Here is a 21,459-nt window from a genome sequence, read left to right on the forward strand (position 1 = left end):
CTCCTCAAGCGTGCACCAGGGTGCCTTCGTCTTCGCCCATCACGACCCGCTTGAGCGCGCCATTCTTGAAGATCGAAAACACCTTGATCGGCAGCTTCTGGTCGCGGCACAGCGCGAAGGCGGTCGCGTCCATGATGCCGAGATTTTGCGCGATGGCTTCGTCGAAGCTCAACGACGCATAACGGGTCGCACTCGGGTCCTTCTTCGGGTCGGCGGTATAGACACCGTCGACCTTGGTGGCCTTGAGCACGAGCTCGGCGCCGATCTCTGCGCCACGCAACGCAGCGGCGGTATCGGTCGTGAAGAACGGGTTGCCGGTCCCGGCGGCGAAGATAACGACCTTGCCCTCTTCCAGGTACTGCAAGGCCTTCGGGCGGACATAGGGCTCGACCACCTGCTCGATGGCGATGGCCGACATCACGCGGGCGATCAGGCCCTGCTTGTCCATGGCGTCGGCGAGCGCCAGCGCGTTCATCACCGTCGCCAGCATACCCATGTAGTCGGCGGTGGCGCGGTCCATGCCGACCGAACCGCCTGCGACGCCGCGGAAGATGTTGCCGCCGCCGATGACGACGGCCACCTGCACGCCCATGTTCACCACCTCGGCCACCTCCTGCACCATCCGGACGATGGTCGCGCGGTTGATGCCGAAGGCGTCGTCGCCCATCAGCGCCTCACCCGACAGCTTCAACAAGATTCGCTTGTGGGCTGGGCGGGCATCGGGCATGGGCAATTCCTTCAAGTGGTGAGCGGGGCGAGTGTAAGACGTGGCGGTCGAAAATCGACGGCGCGGAGACCCCGCGCCGTCGTAGGCGGAAAGACTCAGGCAGCAGCCTTGGCTGCAGCGACCTGGGCCGCCACCTCGGCGGCGAAGTCGTCGACCTTCTTCTCGATGCCTTCACCGACGACGTAGAGCGTAAAGCCCTTGATCGAGGTGTTCACGGCCTTGAGCATCTGCTCGACCGTCTGTTTGTCGTTCTTGACGAAGGGCTGGTTGTGCAGCGAAACCTCCTTGAGGTACTTCTGCACGCCGCCTTCGATGCGCTTGGCGACGATGTCGGCTGGCTGGGGCTTCTTGCCTTCGGCTTCGGCCGTCTTGCGGTCTTCCTCGGCCTTGCCGGCGGCAACCGCACGTTCCTTCTCGATCAGATCGGCGGGCACGTCGGTGCTGGAGATCGCGACCGGCTTCATGGCGGCGATGTGCATGGCCACGTCCTTGGCGGCAGCGTCGTCACCCTCGAATTCCACCATCACGCCGATACGCGTGCCGTGCAGGTACGACGCCAGCTTGCCATTGCCACCGAAACGCTTGAAGCGGCGAAAGCTCATGTTTTCGCCGATCTTGCCGATCAGGCCCTTGCGCACATCTTCGAGCGTCGGACCGAAGCCGTCCTGCTCGTACGGGAGCGCGCCCAGGGCGGCGATGTCGGCCGGGTTGTTCTTGGCGACCAGCATCGCAGCGGCGTTGGCCAGCGCGAGGAAGCTGTCGTTCTTGGTGACGAAGTCGGTTTCGCAGTTGATCTCGATCATGCCGCCAGCTTCGCCGTCGACGAAGGCCGTGACCACGCCTTCGGCGGTGATGCGGCCCGAGGCCTTGCCGGCCTTGTTGCCGAGCTTGATGCGCAGCAGCTCTTCGGCCTTTTCCATGTTGCCTTCGGCTTCCGTCAGAGCCTTCTTGCATTCCATCATCGGCGCGTCGGTCTTTGCGCGCAGTTCGCCCACCATGCTTGCGGTGATTGCAGCCATTGTTCGTTCTCCGTATTCAAAAATCAGATCAAAAAAAGGGGCCACGAAGCCCCTTCTTCCAGGCTCGCGTGAAAGCGATCAGGCGGAAGCGCCCTCTTCGACTTCCACGAATTCGTCGCTGCCGGCTTCCTGCACCGCCTTGACCACGTCGTTGCCCGCGTTGTTGCGGCCTTCGATGATCGCGTCGGCGATGCCGCGGGCGTACAGCGTGACGGCCTTCGACGAGTCGTCGTTACCGGGGATCACGTAGTCGATGCCTTCGGGCGAATGGTTGGAGTCCACCACGCCGATCAGCGGAATGCCCAGCTTCTTGGCTTCGGCCACAGCGATCTTGTGGAAGCCCACGTCGATCACGAAGATGGCGTCGGGCAGCGCGGTCATGTCCTGGATGCCGCCGATGTCTTTTTCGAGCTTCGCGATTTCGCGCGAGAAGGTCAGTTGCTCCTTCTTGCTCAGCGAATCAAGGCCGGCTTCCTGCTGAGCCTTCATTTCCTTCAGACGCTTGATCGAGGTCTTGACGGTCTTGAAGTTGGTCAGCATGCCGCCGAGCCAGCGGGTGTCGACGAAAGGCACGCCGGCGCGACGAGCTTCGGCCGCAACGATTTCACGGGCCTGGCGCTTGGTGCCGACCATCATGATCGTGCCGCGGTTGGCGGTGAGTTGCTTGGCGTACTTCATCGCATCCTGGAACATCGGAAGCGATTTTTCCAGGTTGATGATGTGAATCTTGTTGCGATGGCCGAAGATGAACGGGGCCATCTTGGGGTTCCAGAAGCGCGTTTGGTGACCGAAGTGGACACCGGCTTCCAGCATTTCGCGCATGGTCGTCGACATAGGAATAACTCCAAAGGTTGGGTCTAAAATCCAGCCCGTTTTGCGGCTTCTGCTTGAGAGGCGCGCAACACCTTGCGTGGGCTGGTTTGCGGATATGTCTCGCGCTGCAGGATCCTGCTCGGCGAAACCCAAAGAGTATAGCACGCGTGCCCCCTCTCCCACCTCCTTCCCCTCTCCTCCCCACCATGCGCGCCGACCTTCACGCCACCCGCCTCGCCTTGCAGGCCGGCACCCGCACAGCGCGCACCGAAATCGAGCAGGCGATCGCCGCAGCAGAGGCGCCGGCGAACCGGCACACCTTCACCCGAACCCTGTTCGACGACGCGCGGCGCGAAGCCGTTTCGGCCGACCCCAGCCAGCCCTTGGCGGGGCTCGCGTTCTCTGTCAAGGACCTGTTCGATGTGGTCGGCCAGCCCACGCCCGCCGGATCGATCGTTCTGGCCCACGCACCGGCGGCAGTGGCGGATGCGCCTGCGGTCGCCCGGCTGCGCGCTGCGGGCGGTGCCCTGATCGGCCGCACGAACATGACGGAGTTCGCCTTTTCCGGTGTCGGGGTGAACCCGCACCACGGCACGCCCGCCAACGCCGCCGACCCGGCCACGCCGCGCATTCCGGGTGGGTCGTCGTCCGGTGCCGCGGTGTCCGTTGCCACCGGCGCCGCATTCATCGGCCTGGGGTCGGACACCGGCGGGTCGATCCGCATCCCCGCCGCGCTCAACGGCATCGTCGGCTTCAAGAGCACCGCGCGCCTGGTGCCGGCAGATGGCGCCGTGCCGCTGTCGACCACGCTCGACACCGTCTGCGCCATGACGCGCTCGGTACGGGATGCCGTCACCGCGCACGAACTGCTCGCAGCGCGGCGCATCGCCCTGGCCGACAAGCCGCTCGCGGGCTACCGCCTGGCCGTCGTCACCGATCTCTTCCTCGATGATCTCGAGCCGGCCGTGGCACGCGCCTTCGATGCGGCGCTCGCCCGCCTCACATCGGCGGGAGCCCGAATCGAGCGGATCGGCCTGGCGCCGCTGGCCGACCTGCCCGGCATCAACGCCACCGGCGGCTTTTCCGCCGCTGAAGCCTACGCCTGGCATCGCCTGCTCCTGGAGCGCAGCGGCGCCGGCTACGACCCGCGGGTGGCGCAACGCATCGTTCGCGGCGCGACCATGAAGGCCTGGGAATACCTCGAGCTGGGGAAGGCCCGCCGCGCCTGGATCGGAGCCATGGAAGCCGCGTTGCAGGGCTGCGACGCGGTGCTGTCGCCGACCCTGCCGATGACCGCGCCGACGATCGCCAGCGTGGCACCGGGCGAGGCGCGCGACGCCGAATTCTTCCGCGTCAACGGGCTGCTGCTGCGCAATCCGTCGGTGGTCAACATGCTGGACGGCTGCGCCCTGTCGCTTCCCTGCCAATCGCCCGGCGACGCACCGGTCGGTCTGATGCTGTGGCACGGCGCCCTGCACGACGACACCGTGCTCGCCCTGGCCGTCCAGGTGGAGCGCGCGCTGCAACAATAGCGGCCTGCGTTGCGGCTGCGCCCTGCGGCCGACGCCATTCCTTCACCGAAGATTCAATGAAAATCGCGATCGTGGGCGCTGGCATCATCGGCGTCACCACCGCCTGGGAGCTGGCCAGCGACGGCCATGAAGTGGCCGTCTTCGAGCGCCGCGGCGCCGCCGCCGAAGAATCGAGCTTTGCCAATGCCGGCGTTGTGGCGCCCGGCTATGTGACGCCCTGGGCCGCGCCCGGCATGCGGCTGAAGGTGCTGCGCTCCCTGCTGTCGACCCATGGCGCGATCAAGGTGCGCTGGCCGCTCGCGGCGCGCGATCTGCGCTGGATGAACCAGTGGCAGCGCGCCTGCAAGCTCGAGACCTACCTGGCGAACCGTGCCCGCATGCAGCGCCTGGCGTTCTACAGCCGCACCCGGCTGCACGAGATCAGCGAGGCGCGCGAACTCAGCTATGAGCGCAGCGACGGCTACCTGGTGCTGCTGCGCTCCAAGCGCGAGCGCAAGCTGGTGCAGCCCGGCCTCGAGGTGCTGCGCACGGCCGGCAGCGTGTTTCGCGAAATCGATGCCGACGAGGCGCGCAAGATCGAGCCCGCGCTCAGTACCGACACCGAGCTGGCCGGCGCCATCCACCTGCCGGACGACGAGGTCGCCAACTGCCGCCAGTTCGCACTGCTCCTCAAGCGCGAGGCCGAGAACCTGGGCGCGCAGTTTCACTTCAACTGCGACATCGCGCCGCTGAGCCGAGCGGCGCCCCGCTCGGTGGCGCTGGCCGCCGGCTCCGACGCGATCCCCTACGATGCCGTGGTGGTGTGCGCCGGCGTCGGTTCGGCCGCGCTGCTGCGTCCGCTGGGCATCCGCATGCCGCTGGCGCCGGTGTACGGCCATTCGGTCACCGCGCACATCCGCGAGCCGCTCAACGCGCCGCGCAGTGCGGTGATGGACGAGCGCTACAAGGTGGCCATCTCGCGCATGGGTCTGCGGGTTCGCGTGGCTGGCAGCGCCGAAATCGGCGGCGTCGCCGACCGCATGAACCCGAGCGCGCTGCAGACGCTCTACAAGGTTCTGCACGACTGGTTTCCGGGTGCGGCGACGCTGCAGTCCGGCGTGCAGCAGTGGAAAGGTGCGCGGCCCATGCTTCCGGATGGCCCGCCCGTCATCGGCCCGAGCGGCGTGCCCGGCGTCTGGCTCAACCTCGGGCACGGCTCGAGCGGCTGGGCGCTGTCCTGCGGCAGCGCCCGGGTGCTGGCGGACCTGGTCGGCGGCCGCGACGCCGGCATCGATCTCGAAGGCTTGGGGCTCGAGCGACTGCTCTGACGCGCAATGCTGCGCAGTGCCGCCGCACAATGAGCGCCATGCAACGCATCACCGCGAACGCCGCAGCGCCGCTCTTCGACATCGCGGCGACGCGCCGCATCGAACTGGCGGCCGCGGCCGCGCTGCCGCCCCACACTCTGATGCAGCGCGCTGGCCGCGCGGTCGCACGGCTGGCGATGGCGCTGACGCCGGACGCGCGCACGGTCTGGATCGCCTGCGGTCCCGGCAACAACGGCGGCGACGGCTTCGAGGCGGCAGCCGAGCTTCGACGCCACGGCTTCGAGGTGGTGGTCAGCGCGCTGCGCGAGGTGGGCCACCTGCCGCCCGACGCGCGTGCGTCGCTTGTCCGCGCCCGCGCTGCCGGCGTGGTGTTCGCCAAGGCGCCGCCCGCATGCTTCGACCTGGCGATTGATGCGCTGCTGGGCATCGGGGCCCGGCGCGCACCCGAGGGAACGATGGCCGACTGGCTGGCCCGGATGCACGCCGGTCCGGCACCGGTGCTCAGCATCGACGTGCCGTCGGGGCTCGATGCCGACACCGGCACCCGGTCCTTCATGCCCTCGCTCGGCGCGCCGCGCTTTTGCCTGACGCTTCTCACGCGCAAGCCGGGCCTTTTCACGGGCCACGGCCGCGATGCCGCCGGCGAACTGTGGTTCGATGACCTGGGCTGCGCGCCGGGCAACGAGACTGCGTCGGCCGGGCTCAATCCTCGACCGGCGCCTCCGATCCGCGCCCACGCCAGCCACAAGGGCAGCTTCGGCGATGTCGCGGTGGTGGGCGGCGCGGCGGGCATGGCAGGCGCCGCGCTGCTGGCCGCGTCGGCTGCACTGCACGCGGGCGCCGGCCGCGTCTATGTGGCACCGCTCGACGCTGCCGCGGCCATGCTCGACGTGCAGCAGCCGGAGCTGATGTTCCGCGCCCTGCCCGCGCTCGACATGGCAACGCTGACCGTGGTCTGCGGCTGTGGCGGCGGCGCGGCGGTACAGGCCGTCCTGCCGCGGGTGCTCTCGACGGCGGGCGCGCTCGTGCTCGATGCCGATGCGCTCAACGGCCTGGCACGGGACGCCTCCCTGAAGTCATTGACGTCGCAGCGCAGCACGCGCGCATGGCGCACCGTGCTGACGCCGCATCCGCTGGAGGCGGCGCGCCTGCTCGAAAGCACCACCGCGCTTGTCCAGGCCGATCGGCTCGGCGCGGCACGCCGTCTGGCAGACGCCTTCGGCTGCACCGTGGTGCTCAAGGGGTCCGGCACGGTGATCGCCGCGCCAGGCGAGACACCCCGCATCAACGCCACCGGCAACGCCCGCTTGGCCACCGCCGGCACTGGCGACGTGCTTGCCGGCATGGTGAGCGCCGCGCTCGCTGCGGGGCTGAGCGCCTTCGACGCGGCCTGCGAGGCCGTGTGGCGCCACGGCGACCTGGCCGACCGGTGGCCGGTCGCGCAGCCGCTCACGGCCGGCGCGCTGGCGAGCGGCCGGACGCCGCTCGCCTGAGCGTCGTCAGCCGCGCCCGACGAAGGGCATCTTGGTGGCCATGATGGTGTGGAACAGCACGTTGGCTTCCAGCGGCAGGTTGGCCATGTAGAGCACCGACTGGCCGACGATCTTGACGTCGATCAGCGGCTCGATTGCCAGCTCTCCGCTGGCCTGCGGTACGCCCTTGGCCATGCGCGCCGCCAGCTCGGTCATCGCATTACCCACATCGACCTGGCCCACCGCGATGTCGTACTTGCGGCCGTCGAGCGAAGCGGTCTTGGTCAGGCCCTTCACCGCGTGCTTGGTGGCCGTGTAAGCGATCGAGTTGGGCCGCGGCGTCGTCGCCGAGATGGAGCCGTTGTTGATGATGCGGCCGCCCCGCGGCGTCTGCGCCTTCATCACCCGGAAGGCCTGCTGGATGCAGAAGAACATGCCGGTGAGGTTGATGTCCACCACGCCCTGCCACTGGGCGGGTGTCCAGTCCTCGAAAGGCCCGGGCGGATTGCCGACGCCCGCGTTATTGAACAGCAGGTCGACCCGGCCGAAGCGCTCGACCGCGGCGGCGAACAGCGCCTCGACGGAGACAGCGTTCGCGACGTCGGTCGGCACGGCGAAGGCGCGCGCCGCGGCACCGGACTCGTCGGCCACCTCCGCCAGCGGCTCTGGCCGCCGGCCGGCCAGTGCCACGTTCCAGCCGTCGGCCAGCAGTGCCAGGGCGGCCGCGCGGCCGATGCCCGTGCCGGCGCCGGTCACGATGGCGGTGCGGGGTGCAGTGTTCTGTGTCATGGGTTCATGTCTCCTCGGTCCACGTTATCCACGGCGGGGCTTGCGCCCCTTCATCTTGTTGGCGGCCTTCTTCACCGCCGATTTGAAGGCCTGCATTGCAGACTGCGGACCGTCGGCCCGCTCCAGCGGCACCACGACCTCGGCGCTCTTCCCGCCGCGCGCACTGCGCTTGGCCGAGGCCTTCTGCGGCACGCCACCCGAGGCCACGCCCTTGTCTTTCATGGCGCGCGCCGTGAGCTCCTCGCCTTCGCGCACCAGGCGGAAGTCGATCTTGCGGCCGTCCAGGTCGACGCGGCTGACCTGCACCCGGACCCGCGTGCCGATGGCGTAGCGGATGCCGGTGCGCTCACCGCGCAGTTCCTGGCGCATCTCGTCGAACTTGAAGTACTCGCCGCCCAGTTCGGTGATGTGGACCAGGCCCTCGACGTACATGGCATCGAGCGTGACGAAGATGCCGAAGGTCGTGGCCGAACTGACCACCCCGCCGTATTCCTCGCCCAGGTGCTCGCGCATGTACTTGCACTTGAGCCAGGCCTCGACGTCGCGGCTGGCTTCGTCGGCGCGCCGTTCGTTGGCGCTGCAATGCAGGCCGGCGGCTTCCCAGGCCAGTGTTTCCTTGGTGGGCGCGACGACCGCTTTCTGCGGCTTGTTCGTCGGCACCTTCACGCGCGAGGCCAGCCGCTTGGCCAGCTTGGCATGCGCCTCGCCCGGCGTCGGCAGCATCGGCAGCGTGTACTTGTGCTTGTTGAGGATTGCCTTGATCACACGATGCACCAGCAAATCCGGATAGCGCCGGATCGGGCTGGTGAAGTGCGTGTAGGCCTCGTAGGCCAGACCGAAGTGGCCGCTGTTGATCGGCGTGTAGATCGCCTGGCTCATCGAGCGCAACAGCATCGTGTGGATCTGCTGCGCGTCGGGGCGTTCCTTGGTCGCTTCGGCAATCGCCTGGAACTCGCCCGGCTTCGGATCGTCGGTGATCGACAGGCCCACGCCCATCGCCTTGAGGTAGCCGCGCAGGACCTCCTTCTTCTCGGTGGTCGGACCTTCGTGCACGCGGAAGAGGCCCGGGTGCTTGCTGCCGGCAATGAAGTCGGCGCTGCACACGTTGGCCGCAAGCATCGCTTCTTCGATGATCTTGTGCGCTTCGTTGCGGGTGCGCGGCACGATCTTCTCGATGCGGCCCGCGTCGTCGCAGACGATCTGCGTTTCGGTAGTTTCGAAGTCGACCGCGCCACGCTTGGCGCGCTGCTTGAGCAGCGCCTTGTAGACGTCGGACAGGTTCAGCAGGTCCTTGACGCGGTCCTTGCGCTTGGCCGCCTCGGGGCCGCGCGTGTTGCCGAGGATCGCTGCCACTTCGGTGTACGTGAAGCGCGCATGGCTGAACATCACAGCCGGGTAGAACTGGTAGGCGTAGACCTCGCCGTCGGCCGCGACCAGCATGTCGCACACCATGCACAGCCGCTCGACCTCGGGATTCAGCGAGCACAGGCCGTTCGAAAGCTTCTCGGGCAGCATCGGAATGACGCGGCGCGGAAAGTACACGCTGGTCGCGCGGTCGTAGGCATCGATGTCGATCGGCGAGCCGGTCTGCACATACGCACTGACGTCGGCAATGGCGACCAGCAGCCGCCAACCTTTACCGCGGCCCACCTTGGCAGGTTCGCAGTACACCGCATCGTCGAAGTCGCGGGCGTCTTCGCCGTCGATGGTGACGAGCGGCACGTCGGTCAGGTCGACGCGGTCCTTCTTATCCTGCGGACGCACCTTATCGGGCAGCGCCTTCGCTTCGGCGAGGCCCGCCTCGGAAAACTCGTGCGGCACACCGTACTTGCGCACCGCGATCTCGATCTCCATGCCGGGGTCGTCGATCTCGCCCAGCACTTCCTTCACGCGGCCCACGGGCTGCCCGAAGAGCGCCGGCGGCTCGGTGAGTTGCACCACGACGACCTGCCCGGTCTTCGCCGTGCCGGTCGCGCCCTTGGGGATCAGGACGTCCTGACCATAGCGCTTGTCTTCGGGCGCGACGAGCCAGACGCCGCCCTCATGCAGCAGGCGACCGATGATCGGTTGCTCGGGCCGTTCGATGATTTCGACGACGCGCCCTTCGGGTCGACCGCGTCGGTCCTGGCGCACGATGCGCGCCTTGACGCGGTCCTTGTGCAACACCGCGCGCATCTCGTTCGGGGGCAAGTAAATGTCTGCTTCGCCGTCGTCGCGTTGCACGAAGCCGTGCCCGTCGCGATGCCCTTGAACAGTTCCTTCGAGTTCGTCCAGCAGCCCGCTGGAAGTGCCATTATTTTTGATATGATCTCCTTCTTTCCTGAAATTCAAAACATGACTGCTTCTTGCAGTCGTGAAGCCCAGATGGCGGAATTGGTAGACGCACTAGTTTCAGGTACTAGCGAGTAACATCGTGGAGGTTCGAGTCCTCTTCTGGGCACCAAGTTTAAACAGACCTTTACCAGGTCATTCGATTGAAGCCACCGCGTTCCGGTGGCTTTTTTCATGCCCGCTCGGTTCGCGAGATGGACGCTCCGACCGACGCGCAGTCGCGGCTTGCCAACAATGCACGCGTCGACCCGGCCGTTCTCGCAAAAAAGCCGACGGTGCGCCGCCAAGGTGCTTTGCGATACAGCATATAATTCGAGGCTTCGCTGAAATGCGAAACATGGCTGCTTCGGCAGGCATGAAGCCCAGATGGCGGAATTGGTAGACGCACTAGTTTCAGGTACTAGCGAGTAACATCGTGGAGGTTCGAGTCCTCTTCTGGGCACCAGATTTACACTGACCTCCGCCAGGTCATCCGAATGAAGCCACCGCTCTGCGGTGGCTTTTTTCTTGGTCATTCGAAACGACATCAAATGGGCAGCGCCACCAGATCGTGCCCCTCGACGCCGACGATGCGGGCGCGCGTGAACTCACCGACCTTCAGGGTCTTGCTGATCTTCTCGGGCGGCAGCAGGCGCACCGTGCCGTCGATCTCCGGTGCGTCGGCGTAGGTCCGGCCCACCCCCCCCTTGCGGCCCATGCCCGGCGCCGAATCGACCAGCACCTGCATCGTCGCACCGACGCGGCGGCGCAGCTTCGCGATCGACACCGCCTCGGCCACTTCCATGAAACGGGCGCGGCGCGCTTCACGAACCTCCGTCGGCAGCATGCGGGGGATGTCATTGGCCGCAGCGCCCTCGACCGCGCTGTACGCGAAGCAACCGGCGCGATCGATCTCGGCTTCGCGGACGAAGTCCAGCAGGTGCTCGAACTCCTCTTCCGTCTCGCCCGGGAAGCCGGCAATGAAGGTGCTGCGAATCACCAGTTCGGGGCAGGTTTCGCGCCAGCGCGCAATCCGCTCCAGGTTTTTTTCGCCGCTGGCCGGGCGCTTCATGCGGCGCAACACATCCGGGTGGCTGTGCTGCAGTGGCACATCCAGGTAAGGAAGCACCTGGCCGCTCGCCATCAACGGGATCACCTCGTCAACGCTCGGATACGGGTAAACGTAGTGCAACCGGACCCAGGCGCCGTAGGGCTCGGCGATCTCGCCGAGCGTGCGAACCAGTTCGAGCATCCGCGTCTTGACCGGCTTGCCGTCCCAGAAGCCAGTGCGGTACTTCACGTCGACGCCGTAGGCGGAGGTGTCCTGGCTGATCACCAGCAGTTCCTTCACGCCGCCTTCGAACAGGGCCTTGGCCTCGCTCAGCACATCGCCGACCGGACGCGACACCAAGTCGCCGCGCATCGACGGAATGATGCAGAAGGTGCAGCGGTGGTTGCAGCCTTCGCTGATCTTCAGATAGGCATAGTGCCGCGGCGTCAACTTGATGCCCGCCACGCCGAAGGCGTTGGGCACCAGATCGACGAAGGGATCGTGCGGCTTAGGCAGATTGGCATGGACCGCATCCATCACTTCCTGTGTCGCATGCGGGCCGGTGACGGCCAGCACGCTGGGATGCATCTGGCGCACGAGATTGCCGCCCTCCTCGCCGGTCTTCGCGCCAAGGCAGCCGGTGACGATCACGCGACCGTTGCTGGCCAACGCTTCGCCGATGGTGTCCAGGCTCTCGCGCACCGCGTCGTCGATGAAGCCGCAGGTGTTCACGATCACCAGGTCCGCGCCTTCGAAGGTCTTGGACGTCTGGTAGCCCTCGGCGCTCAGTTGAGTCAGGATCAACTCGGAATCGGTCAGGGCCTTCGGGCAGCCCAGGCTCACGAAGCCGACCTTGGGGGCGGCCGACGTGGTGGTTCGTTCGGGGGAGGCAACTTCGCTCATTGCCCTATTGTCCCAGTTAAACCAATGTCCATCGGCGGCGAGGCCTCCACGGGGCCACGCGGCGTTGCATTTCAGCTTTCCACAGCCGCGCGCATCGCACGAAACCGACGTAGGAGCATGCCAGGGATACCGCGGAACCGGCTCCGCCGGGCCGCTGGTATCGCCCCCTCGAGGGGGAGGCGGCGACACGCAGTGCGCCGCGTCGGGGGTGGGCTCATTTCAGGGGCGCTTGATACCAAAGGCGCCCAGCACCTGCTCGGTGTTCTTCTGCATCTGCTCCTGCATCTGCACGAACATGCTCTTCGACTGCTCGACGTAGTTGCCCATCAACCCGTGCAGCATCGGAGATTGGACCGTCATGAAACGCGCCCACATCTCGGGCGTCAGTTCCTCGGCTTTCTCGGCCAGTTGCGCCTGTACCTCGGTCATGGCCTGGATGTTCTTCTCCAGGTACGGCCCCATGTACCCTTGCATCGCCTGCCCGTAGAAACGGATGATGCTGGCCAGCACCGGCTCGGTGAACATCGGTGCGCCGCCAGCCTCTTCTTCGAGAATGATCTGCAGCAGGATGCTGCGGGTGAGGTCGTCGCCCGTCTTGGCGTCGCGCACGACGAAGGGCGTGCTCTGCATCACCAGTTGCTTGACCTCGGCGAGCGTGATGTAGGTGGAGGTGTCCGTGTCGTAGAGCCTTCGGTTCGGATACTTCTTGATCACGCGCTGCACCGGCTTGGAACCGGACTTCTTGCTCTGCACTGAGGACTCCTTCACGTGTTCACGCCGATGGCGCGCGAACGATTCTAGGGAGCGGTTTTGCTGCACCGCGCCAAGGTTTACCCTGACCAGTGCATCAGCCTCAGAGTGCGGTGACGTACTCCGCGCCACAGACCTTGCAGAGGGCCGATTCGGGCCGGTCCTCGCTCTGTTCGCGGTAGTGCAGTGGGCTCTTGATGCCATTGAACACCCAGCAGCGCGGGCAATGCTCCTGGCCGGCGCTCGGCAGGTAGGCACGCGCCCGTTGCTCTGCGCGCTCACGGGTCACCGGCGTGCCTTGACGCACGGTGCGCGCGACATCTTCTGCGGCCATCGTGCCGCTACGGCCGTTCGACTGGTCGTTGAGTCCATAGACGACGCGCGCGAACTCGAGCGGCGCATGCCGCAACAAGGCAGCCACGCGCAGTTCTTCGAGCGCGGGATCGGTCACGGGGGCTGAACTCATCGGGACACGGGGAGTGCGGAAATGGCGCTCAAGGTACCACATTCGGTACGTTTCATGCCATTCGTTCGAAGGGGATAGACCACGAGCAAAACCCGAGGTATCGGTTCGATGTGAGACCGGTGGTTGGCCGGTTCAGTGATCGAAATTGGTAGGCGCGATTGGACTCGAACCAACGACCCCCACCATGTCAAGGTGGTGCTCTAACCAGCTGAGCTACGCGCCTAAGGATGTGTCCGAGAAGCCTACGAGTATAGCAGGCAAAAACACGCTTTTTCAACGGCGACGCGAAGATCTCACACCAGACACCGCAGACACCACCTTCAGCACCTGCGAAAGCCGCGCCGTGTCGGGGATCTCCACCGTGAACGTCATCCACGCAGTGCCCTTGACCGACTGCGTCTGCACGCCGATGACGTTCATCTTCTCGCGCGCGAACACGTCCGAGATATCACGCAGCAGACCTTGCCGATCGGCCGCTTCGACGGCCACATCGACCGCGTAGAGCGATCCCTCTTCCACCTTGGGTCGACCCCATTCGACGTCGATCACGCGCTCGGGGTTGTGGCCGGCCATCGTGCGGAAATTGCTGCAGTCGCTGCGGTGCACGCTCACGCCGTGGCCGCGTGTGACGAAGCCGCCGATGGCGTCCGGCGGTGCCGGCCGGCAGCACTTGGCCAATTGCGTCATCAACGACGACACGCCCACCACCAGCACGCCGCCCTTGCCCGCCTTGTCGCTGGCACGGGACTTCTTCAGCAGCACGCCGTCGTCGGGCCCCGGTGCGGGCTCCGGCGGCCGCAGCAAGGTCTCGATGTTCCGCAATGAAAACTCGTCCTTGCCCACCACTTCGAACAGGTGGTCGGCCGACTTGAAGCCAAGCTGTGAGGCCAGGTCTTCCAGCCGCGTCGAGGTCTTGCCCTCACGCTGCAGCAGTTTCTCGACGGCTTCGCGCCCCTTGGCGATGGTCTCGTGCGTGACCTGTGCGTTGAACCATGCGCGCACCTTCGCGCGCGCCCGGTGGCTGGCCAGGTAGCCGAGCTCGGCGTTGAGCCAATCGCGTGATGGCCCCCCCTCCTTCGCTGCGATGATCTCGACGGTCTGGCCGTTCTGCAGCGGCGTGTTGAGCGGCACCATCGCGCCGTCGATGCGCGCGCCGCGGCAGCGGTGGCCGAGGCTGGTGTGCACCGTGTACGCGAAGTCGACGGCGGTGGCGCCTTGCGGCAATTCGACGATGGCGGCATCGGGCGTCAGCACATAGATACGGTCGTCGAACAGCCCCTGGCCCTGCTGGCCGCCCGACAGGTCGCGCTCCCATGCGAGCAGTTGCCGAAGCACCGCGATCTTGGCGTCGTATTCGCCACTGGACCACACGCCGGCGTAGCCCTTGGGGCCCGCCTCCTTGTACGCCCAGTGGGCCGCCACGCCATGCTCGGCGTGGTCGTGCATTTCCTCGGTGCGGATCTGGATCTCGATCGGCTTGCCGGCCTTGCCGTTCACTACCTTGCGCACCACCGTGTGCAGCGACTGGTAACCGTTGGGCTTGGGCCGCGCGATGTAGTCGTCGAACTCCTCGTCGATGGGCTGGAAGTGCGAGTGCACCCAGGCCAAGGTCGCATAGCAGTCCTTCACGTCGGGCACCACGACCCGCAGCGCCAGGATGTCGAACACCTGCGCGAAGTCGAGCGACTTGCCGCGCATCTTCTTCACGATGCTGTAGATGTTCTTGGGCCGCCCCTGCACCGTCGCACGGATGCCCTGCCCCCTCAGCTCCTCCTCGAGCTGCAGCCTCAGCTGCTCGACGTAGCCTTCGCGCTCGATGCGCTTCTCGTCCAGCAACTGGGCGATGAGCTTGTAGGTTTCCGGCTCGAGGAAGCGGAACGACAGGTCCTCGATCTCCCACTTGACCTGCCAGATGCCCAGCCGATTGGCCAGCGGCGCGAACACCTGCAGCGATTCGCGTGCAACGCTCTCGGGCACCGGTCGCTTGATCGACGCCGCATGACGCAGCGTTTGCAGCCGCGACGCCAGCCGGAGCATTACCACGCGCAGATCCCGCGAGAAGGCGAGCAGCATCTTGCGCACGTTCTCCGTCTGCGCACCGCCGCCATCGGCCCCATGGGCGCCGAGTGCGGCCATGCGCGCCTGCTTCTGCACATGCACGAGCTTGGTCGTCTCGACCGCGAGCGCTGCAAAGTTGTCGCCGAAGACCTTGGCGATCACCTCCTGCGGACGGTTCAGGTGCTGGCAGGAATAGACCAGGTAGCTGGCCGCCTGCATGGCCTCGGAGCCGCCCATGGCCGCCACGATGGCAGCGACCGCATCGGCATGGGCCAGCGTGTTCTCACCGGTGTCGAGCGTCTCGTCGGCGATCAGCGGTTCGGCGAACGCGCGGGCGCGCGCCAGCATGTTCTCCATGACAGGGCTGCGCTCGGCCGTCGCGGCCGACAGCGGATAGTCGATCACGGCATCGGCCGCAGGGCGCGCCGGAAGGTTGGAGGAATCGCGCTTCACTCAGTCGAGCAGAAAAGAGGTGACGGCCGCGACCTGGTCGGGCTTCACGAAAGTCGGCGCATGCCCCACGCCCGCGAATTCCACCAGCCGGGCCTTCGGCCCCCGCTGCGTCATCGCGAGTGCCGTGCCGTGCGACAGCAGGTCGGACTGCGCCCCACGGGTCAGCAGCGTCTGGGCGCGGACCGCATCGTAGAGCGACCACATGACCGTTTCGCCCTGGGCCGCGGCCTCGGGCGTGATCGCGCGGAAAGGCAGCGCGATCGCGGGATCGTAGTGCAGCACGAAAGGCGCATCGACCCCATCGCCGGCACGCTTGGCGGAGCCGTCGGGCGTGCGCCACGTCGCCGGCACGACCATGGGGCGCGAGAGTGCGAGCCATTCGTCCGGCGTGTGCGGTCCGAAGCCCTGCGAGATCGCCCACATCGCGTCGGCCGCCTGCTGCACCGATTCGAAGCGGCCGACGTGGCCGAGATAGCCGCCGATGCGCTCGATCGCGGCGGCGTCGATGGTCGGTCCGACATCGTTGAGCACCAACCGACGGATCGGCGCCGGCAGGGCCAGCGACGTGTTGCCGGCGAGCACCAGGCCGATGAGCCCGCCCATGCTGGTGCCCAGGTAGTCGAGCCGTTCGATCGCACGGTCCGCCTGCAGCTGAGTCAACAGCGCCAGCATGTCGGCCGCATAGAGCGGCAGCTGGTAGCCGGTCGGGTCGGCCAGCCAGTCGCTTTCGCCTCGGCCGACCACATCGGGGCAGATCACCCGAACGTCGCCCTGCGCGCGGGCGACCAGCGCCTGCGCAAGCAGGTCGAAATCGCGGCCCTGCCGCGTCAATCCGTGCACGCACAGAACAACGTGCGCGCTGCGCGCGTCGCCCCATTGCCAGAAGGCCATCCGGTGACCGCCCTGCGCATCCGCGCAGTCGACGAAGAAGAGGTTCGGCTCGGTCATGAAAACGGACTGAAACAGGGGGCTGTCGGCTGCAGATAATAGGCTCGCTGCATCCTAATTCATCCCGGGACGATCATCATGCGCCAACGCAAGACCGCCCTCCTGACGGGAGGATGGGACTACTTCAGCTGGACCGCGCCGGAGACGTTCACGACCACGCTCGTTTTGCCCGCCTCCACCGGCACCGGCGCATCGGCCGCGAAGGACTTGGCCTGCGCTGCCATCATGCGCGGGCGGATCGGACCGCCCTCGTTCGCGTTCACCGACACCTCGCGCAAGGTGTAGCCCGCGAAGCCGAAGCCCTTGGCCAGCTCGGCCGCCTTCTGCTTGAAGTTCTCGATGGCAATCGCTTGCGCCTCGGTTTCGACCTGCGCGCGCTGTTCGCGGCTCAGGCCGAAGCCGACGCCACCCACCGTGAGCGTGGTGATCCGGTTGGCGGCCTGCGTGATGCGAGGGAAATCACGCCCTTCCAGCACCAGCTCGGTCGAGCCCTGCCAGCCGTTGATCTTGCCTTCGCGGGTGTAGCGCGGCGACAGCGAGAAATTGCCGGTACGCACATCGAGCTGCCCGGGCTGCGCGCTCTTGCGTGCCTCGGTCAGTGCCGCATCGAGCGCGGCCTTGAGCTGGGACTGCACGGTGGCCGCCTCGGTCGCCTCGCGGGTGGTGCTGAGCGTCATGCTCAGGAGGTCCTGCTGGACTTCGACGATGCCGCTGGCCGACAGCTGAAGCACGTTCTGCGGTGGCTGTGTATCGGCCAGTGCGATGCCGGCACAGGCCATGGCTGCGCAGGCGGCCATCCATTTCATTGTTCTCAAAACGATCCTTCGGTGATGAACCGGCGCCCGACGGGCACCGGTGGGTGACGCTCACTGCCGCTGACTGCGCGGCAGCGTCAGTGCACGCTGGTCCAACGACGGCGGCGCCGCCGGAAGCTCCGGCAACGCTGCCGTCGCCCGCACGCCGACGTGCGGCGCATCGTAGCGCGGCGCCCACTGCTGCCGAACCTGGCTGCGCAGTTCGGACAATTCCGCTGGCGTGAGACGCCGCCCCGCCGACGCTTCCTCGCGCTGAAGCTCTTCCCGCTGTGCGGCGCGGTGCGCCTGGACGGCCTGCCGCACCTCCTGGCGAGTGGCACCTCCGACCTGCAGGAAGCCGGATGCGGCCGAGGACGTGGCGCAGGCCGCGAAGGCCAGCGCAGCGGGAATCGAGCGGACGGAAATCAACGGTTTCATGGGCGTTCGAGAGCGAGGACCCATGCACTGTGCCATCGCTGCTTGAAGCGGGAATCAACGCTCCGCGTGCGTCGGCAAGTTTTGTAACTTAGTGTCAGACAGCGACACAAAGCCGAAGAATGGCGACACAACGGCTTCAGAATCGCCCCTGTTACAAATCTCCGTTGTAGAAATGAATCAGACTCCCGCTCGTACAGACAAGGTCGTCATCGTCGACGACGACGCGCGCATCCGCGACTTGCTTCGCCGCTATCTCACCCAGGAAGGTTTCGAGGTGATCGTGGCCGAGGACGGCAAGGCGCTCAACCGCATCCTGCTGCGCGACACCGTCGATCTGATCGTGCTCGACCTGATGATGCCGGGGGAAGACGGCTTGTCGGTCTGTCGGCGCCTGCGCGCGGCGAACGACCGCACGCCCATCATCATGCTCACTGCCAAGGGCGAAGACGTCGACCGTATCGTGGGCCTCGAGGTCGGTGCCGACGATTACCTCGGCAAGCCCTTCAATCCGCGCGAACTGCTGGCCCGCGTGCACGCGGTGCTGCGCCGCCGCCCCCCGCTCGAAGCGCCAGGTGCCCCGTCGACCGACAACGAAACCGTCAGCTTCGGCCCCTTTACCTTCGACCTCGGCTCGCGCACGCTCAAGAAGGACGGCGAAGAGCTGTCGCTGACCACCGGCGAATTCGCCATGCTCAAGGCCCTGGTGCGCCATCCACGCCAGCCGCTGTCGCGCGAGAAGCTCGCACAGCTGGCCCGCGGACGTGAGTTCGAGCCCTTCGATCGCAGCCTCGACGTGCAGATCTCGCGCCTGCGCAAGCTGGTCGAGTCCGACGCCGCGGCGCCACGCTACATCCAGACGGTGTGGGGCGTGGGCTACGTGTTCGTGCCGGACGGCACGGCCTGAAGCGCGAGGAAATGCACGCGGAGGCCGCCGGCCCGAAGACGACCCAGCCGGCCCCTTTCTCGGACGAGGGCCCCCAGGTCACGATGCCTAGCCCGCTGGAGGGCACGACGCAGACCAAGCGGCGCGTCGGGTTGAAGCTCGGCTTCAGCCTGTTCTGGCGCACCTTCTTCCTGCTGGCATTGCTGCTGTTCGGCTGCACCGTGGCATGGTTGCAGACCTTTCGTGCGCTCGAGTACGAGCCGCGCGCCATTCAGACCGCGCACCAGATTGCCTCGCTGGTCAACCTGACCCGCGCCGCGCTGGTCTACTCCGATGCGATCACCCGGGTCTCGCTGATCAAGACGCTCGCCGACCAGGAGGGCGTGCGCATCCTGCCGCGCGAGCCGAATGACCGCTTCGAGCCCTACACCAGCGGCGCGCTCGACCAACGGGTGACAGAGGAACTCATCGACCAGCTTGGCGAAGGCACCACGGTGGCCAGCCGGGTCAACGACGAGCCCGGCCTGTGGATCGGCTTCACGATCGAGAGCGACACCTACTGGCTGCTGCTCGACCCGACGCGCTTCAGCCGTGTCGGCGGCCGGACCTGGCTGGTCTGGCTGATCACCGCCATGGGTCTGTCGCTGGCCGGCGCGGCGCTGATCACGCGCTTCATCAACCGGCCGCTCAAGCAGCTGTCGCGTGCCACGCGGCAGGTGCGCGAAGGCGAGTACGAGGCGCACCGCCTGGACGAACGCGCCCGCACCAACGAGATTCGGGCGGTCAACATCGGCTTCAACCGCATGGCGGACCAGTTGGCGAAGATCGAGCAGGACCGCGCCATCATGCTGGCCGGCATCTCGCACGACCTGCGCACGCCGTTGGCCCGCCTGCGCCTGGAGACGGAGATGAGCGTGGCCGACGAGGATGCGCGCGACCACATGGCGGCCGACATCGCGCAGCTCGACGCCATCATCGACAAGTTCCTCGACTATGCGCGGCCCGACCACGTGGACTTCAAGCCGGTGCTGCTGCGCGACGTGGTCGACGCCTGCACCTACGCCGTGCAGGAGTACGACGACATGAGGATCAAGGTCGAGGTGCCGACCGACCTGCGGGTGATGGCCGACGAGGTCGAGTTGCAGCGCGTGATCTCCAACCTGGTGGAGAACGCCCGGCGCTACGGCAAGACACCGGCAACCGGCGTGGCCGACGTGACGATCCAGGCCCAGGCGCACGACGAGGCGGTGCTGATCAAGGTGCGCGACCACGGCGCCGGCGTGGCGCCGGCCATGCTGTCGCAGCTGACCAAGCCCTTCTTCCGCGGCGACGCGGCACGCACCTCGGCCGCCGGCGCGGGGCTCGGCTTGTCGATCGTGGCGAAGAACATCGAGCGCATGGGCGGCACCTTCGCGCTCACGAGCACCCCGGGGCGCGGCTTCGCGGCGCACATCCGCATGCCGCGCGCCATGCCGCCCAAGCCGGTGGTGGCGCCGAGCAAGAAGGGCTGAGCCCGGACCGGCTGCCGCTGCTCAGCGGTGCAGCAGCACTGCGGCGCGCGCTTCCATGGCGCGGCCCTCGCCCACCGGGCCCAGCTTCTCGGCGGTCTTGGCCTTCACGTTGACCCGGTCGAGCGCGACCTCCAGTGTCTCGGCGATGCGCGCGCACATGACCGGGATGTGCGGCGCCAGCTTGGGTTCCTGCGCGATCACGGTGCTGTCGACATTGCCGATCTGCCAGCCGGCTGCGCGCACGCGCTTCGCGGCCTCGGCCAGTAGCACGGACGAATCGGCGCTTCGGAATTGCGCGTCGGTGTCGGGGAAATGCCGCCCGATGTCGCCCAGCCCCGCCGCGCCCAGCAGCGCATCGGTGATCGCGTGCAGCAGCACGTCGGCGTCCGAATGGCCCAGCAGACCGGTGCTGTGCGGCACCTCGACGCCACCCAGGACGAGCTTGCGCCCGGCCACGAGCTGATGGATGTCCCAGCCCTCGCCCACGCGGATGTCGAAAGAGGTCATGCGGGGCTCCGGTTGCGACGCGCGAGCAGCACGGCTTCGGCCAGTGCGAAATCTTCGGCGTAGGTGACTTTGAAATTCTGCGCGCTGCCCTCGACCAGCAATGGCGCCAGGCCGCGTGACTCGATGGCGCTGGCCTCGTCGGTGACGGCGTCGCCCACCTTCTCGAGCGCGTCGAGCAGGATGCCGATGCGAAACATCTGCGGCGTCTGCGCCAGCCACTTGTCGGCGCGCGCCAGGGTGGCGGCCACGCGACCATCAGGCGATGCGGCCTTCAACGTGTCGGGCACCCGGTGCGCCAGCAGCCCGCCGACCGCGTCGTGTTCGCAGGCGGCCAGCAATGATTCGATCTGCGTCGGCATGATCAGGCAGCGGGCGGCATCGTGCACGAGCACCCAGTCGTGGGGCGAGGCGCCGCGGTCGCGCAATGCGACCAACCCGTTGCGCACCGAAGCCGCGCGGCTGGCGCCGCCGACGCGGAGCAGCGCCTCGCCCGGGCCGGGGAAGCGCGGCAGCGCGGCATCCACCTCGCGATCCTCCGGCGCCACGACCAGCGCCACGGTGTCGAAGCGACCCGGCAGCGCCCGGAACGCTTCCAGCGTGTGCGCGACCATCGGGTGGTCGGCGATGCGCCGGTACTGCTTGGGCGTCTCGCCCCCGGCACGGCTGCCGAACCCGGCACTGGGGATGAGAACGAAGAAGCGGGAGGCGTGCATCGGAGGGTCGCGCGG

19 protein-coding genes and 3 tRNA genes are annotated in these 21,459 nt (G+C 67.0%); 7 read left to right on the forward strand and 15 right to left on the reverse strand.

The features are described 5' to 3' along the window. Nucleotides 1-4 precede the first annotated feature (4 nt). From pyrH to rpsB, 3 genes are all read right to left on the reverse strand, one after another. Entirely contained in the window at nucleotides 5-727 is a 723-nt protein-coding gene (gene pyrH / locus ACSFBE_RS16600) for a UMP kinase (protein ID WP_435491512.1), read from the reverse strand. Between the two features lie 95 nt (nucleotides 728-822). After that, the gene (gene tsf, locus ACSFBE_RS16605) at nucleotides 823-1,746 is read right to left on the reverse strand and encodes a translation elongation factor Ts (protein WP_435491513.1); all 924 of its coding nucleotides are present in this window, start codon (nucleotides 1,744-1,746) and stop codon (nucleotides 823-825) included. Between the two features lie 78 nt (nucleotides 1,747-1,824). Continuing rightward, entirely contained in the window at nucleotides 1,825-2,580 is a 756-nt protein-coding gene (rpsB, locus tag ACSFBE_RS16610; protein WP_435491728.1) for a 30S ribosomal protein S2, read from the reverse strand. Nucleotides 2,581-2,765: 185 nt separating this feature from the next. Between rpsB and ACSFBE_RS16615 the strand changes: the two genes are divergently transcribed. Genes ACSFBE_RS16615 through ACSFBE_RS16625 form a run of 3 tightly spaced genes read left to right on the forward strand, consistent with a single transcriptional unit; the run spans nucleotide 2,766 to nucleotide 6,891 of the window. Then, the gene (locus ACSFBE_RS16615) at nucleotides 2,766-4,091 is read left to right on the forward strand and encodes an amidase (protein ID WP_435491514.1); all 1,326 of its coding nucleotides are present in this window, start codon (nucleotides 2,766-2,768) and stop codon (nucleotides 4,089-4,091) included. Nucleotides 4,092-4,147: 56 nt separating this feature from the next. Next, nucleotides 4,148-5,398, forward strand: a complete 1,251-nt coding sequence (locus tag ACSFBE_RS16620; protein WP_435491515.1) for a D-amino acid dehydrogenase — start codon at nucleotides 4,148-4,150, stop codon at nucleotides 5,396-5,398. Between the two features lie 38 nt (nucleotides 5,399-5,436). Then, entirely contained in the window at nucleotides 5,437-6,891 is a 1,455-nt protein-coding gene (locus ACSFBE_RS16625; RefSeq protein ID WP_435491516.1) for an NAD(P)H-hydrate dehydratase, read from the forward strand. Between the two features lie 6 nt (nucleotides 6,892-6,897). Here ACSFBE_RS16625 and ACSFBE_RS16630 read toward each other — a convergent pair whose 3' ends face one another. Together ACSFBE_RS16630 and rnr are read right to left on the reverse strand one after the other, a co-directional pair. Beyond that, nucleotides 6,898-7,659: an SDR family oxidoreductase gene (locus ACSFBE_RS16630; protein WP_435491517.1), complete on the reverse strand. Its 762-nt coding sequence runs from the start codon at nucleotides 7,657-7,659 to the stop codon at nucleotides 6,898-6,900. Nucleotides 7,660-7,683: 24 nt separating this feature from the next. Further along, nucleotides 7,684-9,936 (reverse strand): ribonuclease R, encoded by a 2,253-nt coding sequence (rnr, locus tag ACSFBE_RS16635; protein ID WP_435491729.1) that lies wholly within the window; start codon nucleotides 9,934-9,936, stop codon nucleotides 7,684-7,686. Between the two features lie 81 nt (nucleotides 9,937-10,017). Between rnr and ACSFBE_RS16640 the strand changes: the two genes are divergently transcribed. Both ACSFBE_RS16640 and ACSFBE_RS16645 read left to right on the forward strand, forming a co-directional pair. Continuing rightward, a tRNA-Leu gene (locus ACSFBE_RS16640) sits at nucleotides 10,018-10,102 on the forward strand. 248 nt (nucleotides 10,103-10,350) lie between these two features. After that, nucleotides 10,351-10,435, forward strand: a tRNA-Leu gene (locus tag ACSFBE_RS16645). Between the two features lie 81 nt (nucleotides 10,436-10,516). Here the strand turns inward: ACSFBE_RS16645 and rimO are convergent. The 8 genes from rimO to ACSFBE_RS16685 form a co-directional block, all read right to left on the reverse strand. Then, nucleotides 10,517-11,923 carry a 30S ribosomal protein S12 methylthiotransferase RimO gene (gene rimO / locus ACSFBE_RS16650; protein ID WP_435491518.1) on the reverse strand — a complete coding sequence of 469 codons (1,407 nt, stop codon included), beginning with the start codon at nucleotides 11,921-11,923 and terminating at the stop codon, nucleotides 10,517-10,519. Nucleotides 11,924-12,142: 219 nt separating this feature from the next. Then, nucleotides 12,143-12,676: a polyhydroxyalkanoate synthesis repressor PhaR gene (gene phaR / locus ACSFBE_RS16655; protein ID WP_435491519.1), complete on the reverse strand. Its 534-nt coding sequence runs from the start codon at nucleotides 12,674-12,676 to the stop codon at nucleotides 12,143-12,145. A 100-nt stretch (nucleotides 12,677-12,776) separates the two neighbouring features. Then, nucleotides 12,777-13,139 (reverse strand): hypothetical protein, encoded by a 363-nt coding sequence (locus ACSFBE_RS16660; protein WP_435491520.1) that lies wholly within the window; start codon nucleotides 13,137-13,139, stop codon nucleotides 12,777-12,779. A 146-nt stretch (nucleotides 13,140-13,285) separates the two neighbouring features. After that, nucleotides 13,286-13,362: transfer RNA gene (locus tag ACSFBE_RS16665), tRNA-Val, on the reverse strand. A gap of 50 nt (nucleotides 13,363-13,412) precedes the next feature. Next, complete coding sequence (locus ACSFBE_RS16670; protein WP_435491521.1) at nucleotides 13,413-15,650, reverse strand: RelA/SpoT family protein; 2,238 nt, start codon at nucleotides 15,648-15,650, stop codon at nucleotides 13,413-13,415. Beyond that, a complete protein-coding gene (locus tag ACSFBE_RS16675) occupies nucleotides 15,651-16,598 on the reverse strand; it encodes an alpha/beta fold hydrolase (RefSeq protein ID WP_435491522.1) in 948 nt (315 codons plus the stop codon). 119 nt (nucleotides 16,599-16,717) lie between these two features. Beyond that, nucleotides 16,718-17,395: an SIMPL domain-containing protein gene (locus ACSFBE_RS16680; protein WP_435491523.1), complete on the reverse strand. Its 678-nt coding sequence runs from the start codon at nucleotides 17,393-17,395 to the stop codon at nucleotides 16,718-16,720. 69 nt (nucleotides 17,396-17,464) lie between these two features. Further along, entirely contained in the window at nucleotides 17,465-17,830 is a 366-nt protein-coding gene (locus ACSFBE_RS16685; protein WP_435491524.1) for a hypothetical protein, read from the reverse strand. A gap of 172 nt (nucleotides 17,831-18,002) precedes the next feature. Between ACSFBE_RS16685 and ompR the strand changes: the two genes are divergently transcribed. After that, nucleotides 18,003-18,734, forward strand: a complete 732-nt coding sequence (gene ompR / locus ACSFBE_RS16690; protein WP_262075457.1) for an osmolarity response regulator transcription factor OmpR — start codon at nucleotides 18,003-18,005, stop codon at nucleotides 18,732-18,734. Between the two features lie 83 nt (nucleotides 18,735-18,817). Continuing rightward, entirely contained in the window at nucleotides 18,818-20,224 is a 1,407-nt protein-coding gene (locus ACSFBE_RS16695) for a sensor histidine kinase (RefSeq protein ID WP_435491730.1), read from the forward strand. Nucleotides 20,225-20,245: 21 nt separating this feature from the next. Here the strand turns inward: ACSFBE_RS16695 and ispF are convergent, their stop codons facing one another. Together ispF and ispD are read right to left on the reverse strand one after the other, a co-directional pair. Beyond that, nucleotides 20,246-20,731 carry a 2-C-methyl-D-erythritol 2,4-cyclodiphosphate synthase gene (ispF, locus tag ACSFBE_RS16700; protein ID WP_435491525.1) on the reverse strand — a complete coding sequence of 162 codons (486 nt, stop codon included), beginning with the start codon at nucleotides 20,729-20,731 and terminating at the stop codon, nucleotides 20,246-20,248. Then, nucleotides 20,728-21,444, reverse strand: a complete 717-nt coding sequence (gene ispD / locus ACSFBE_RS16705; RefSeq protein ID WP_435491526.1) for a 2-C-methyl-D-erythritol 4-phosphate cytidylyltransferase — start codon at nucleotides 21,442-21,444, stop codon at nucleotides 20,728-20,730. Before ispD ends, ispF begins: the two co-directional genes overlap by 4 nt. Nucleotides 21,445-21,459: the final 15 nt, after the last annotated feature.

The organism is Variovorax sucrosi, from assembly GCF_051216635.1.
Lineage (GTDB): Bacteria > Pseudomonadota > Gammaproteobacteria > Burkholderiales > Burkholderiaceae_C > Variovorax.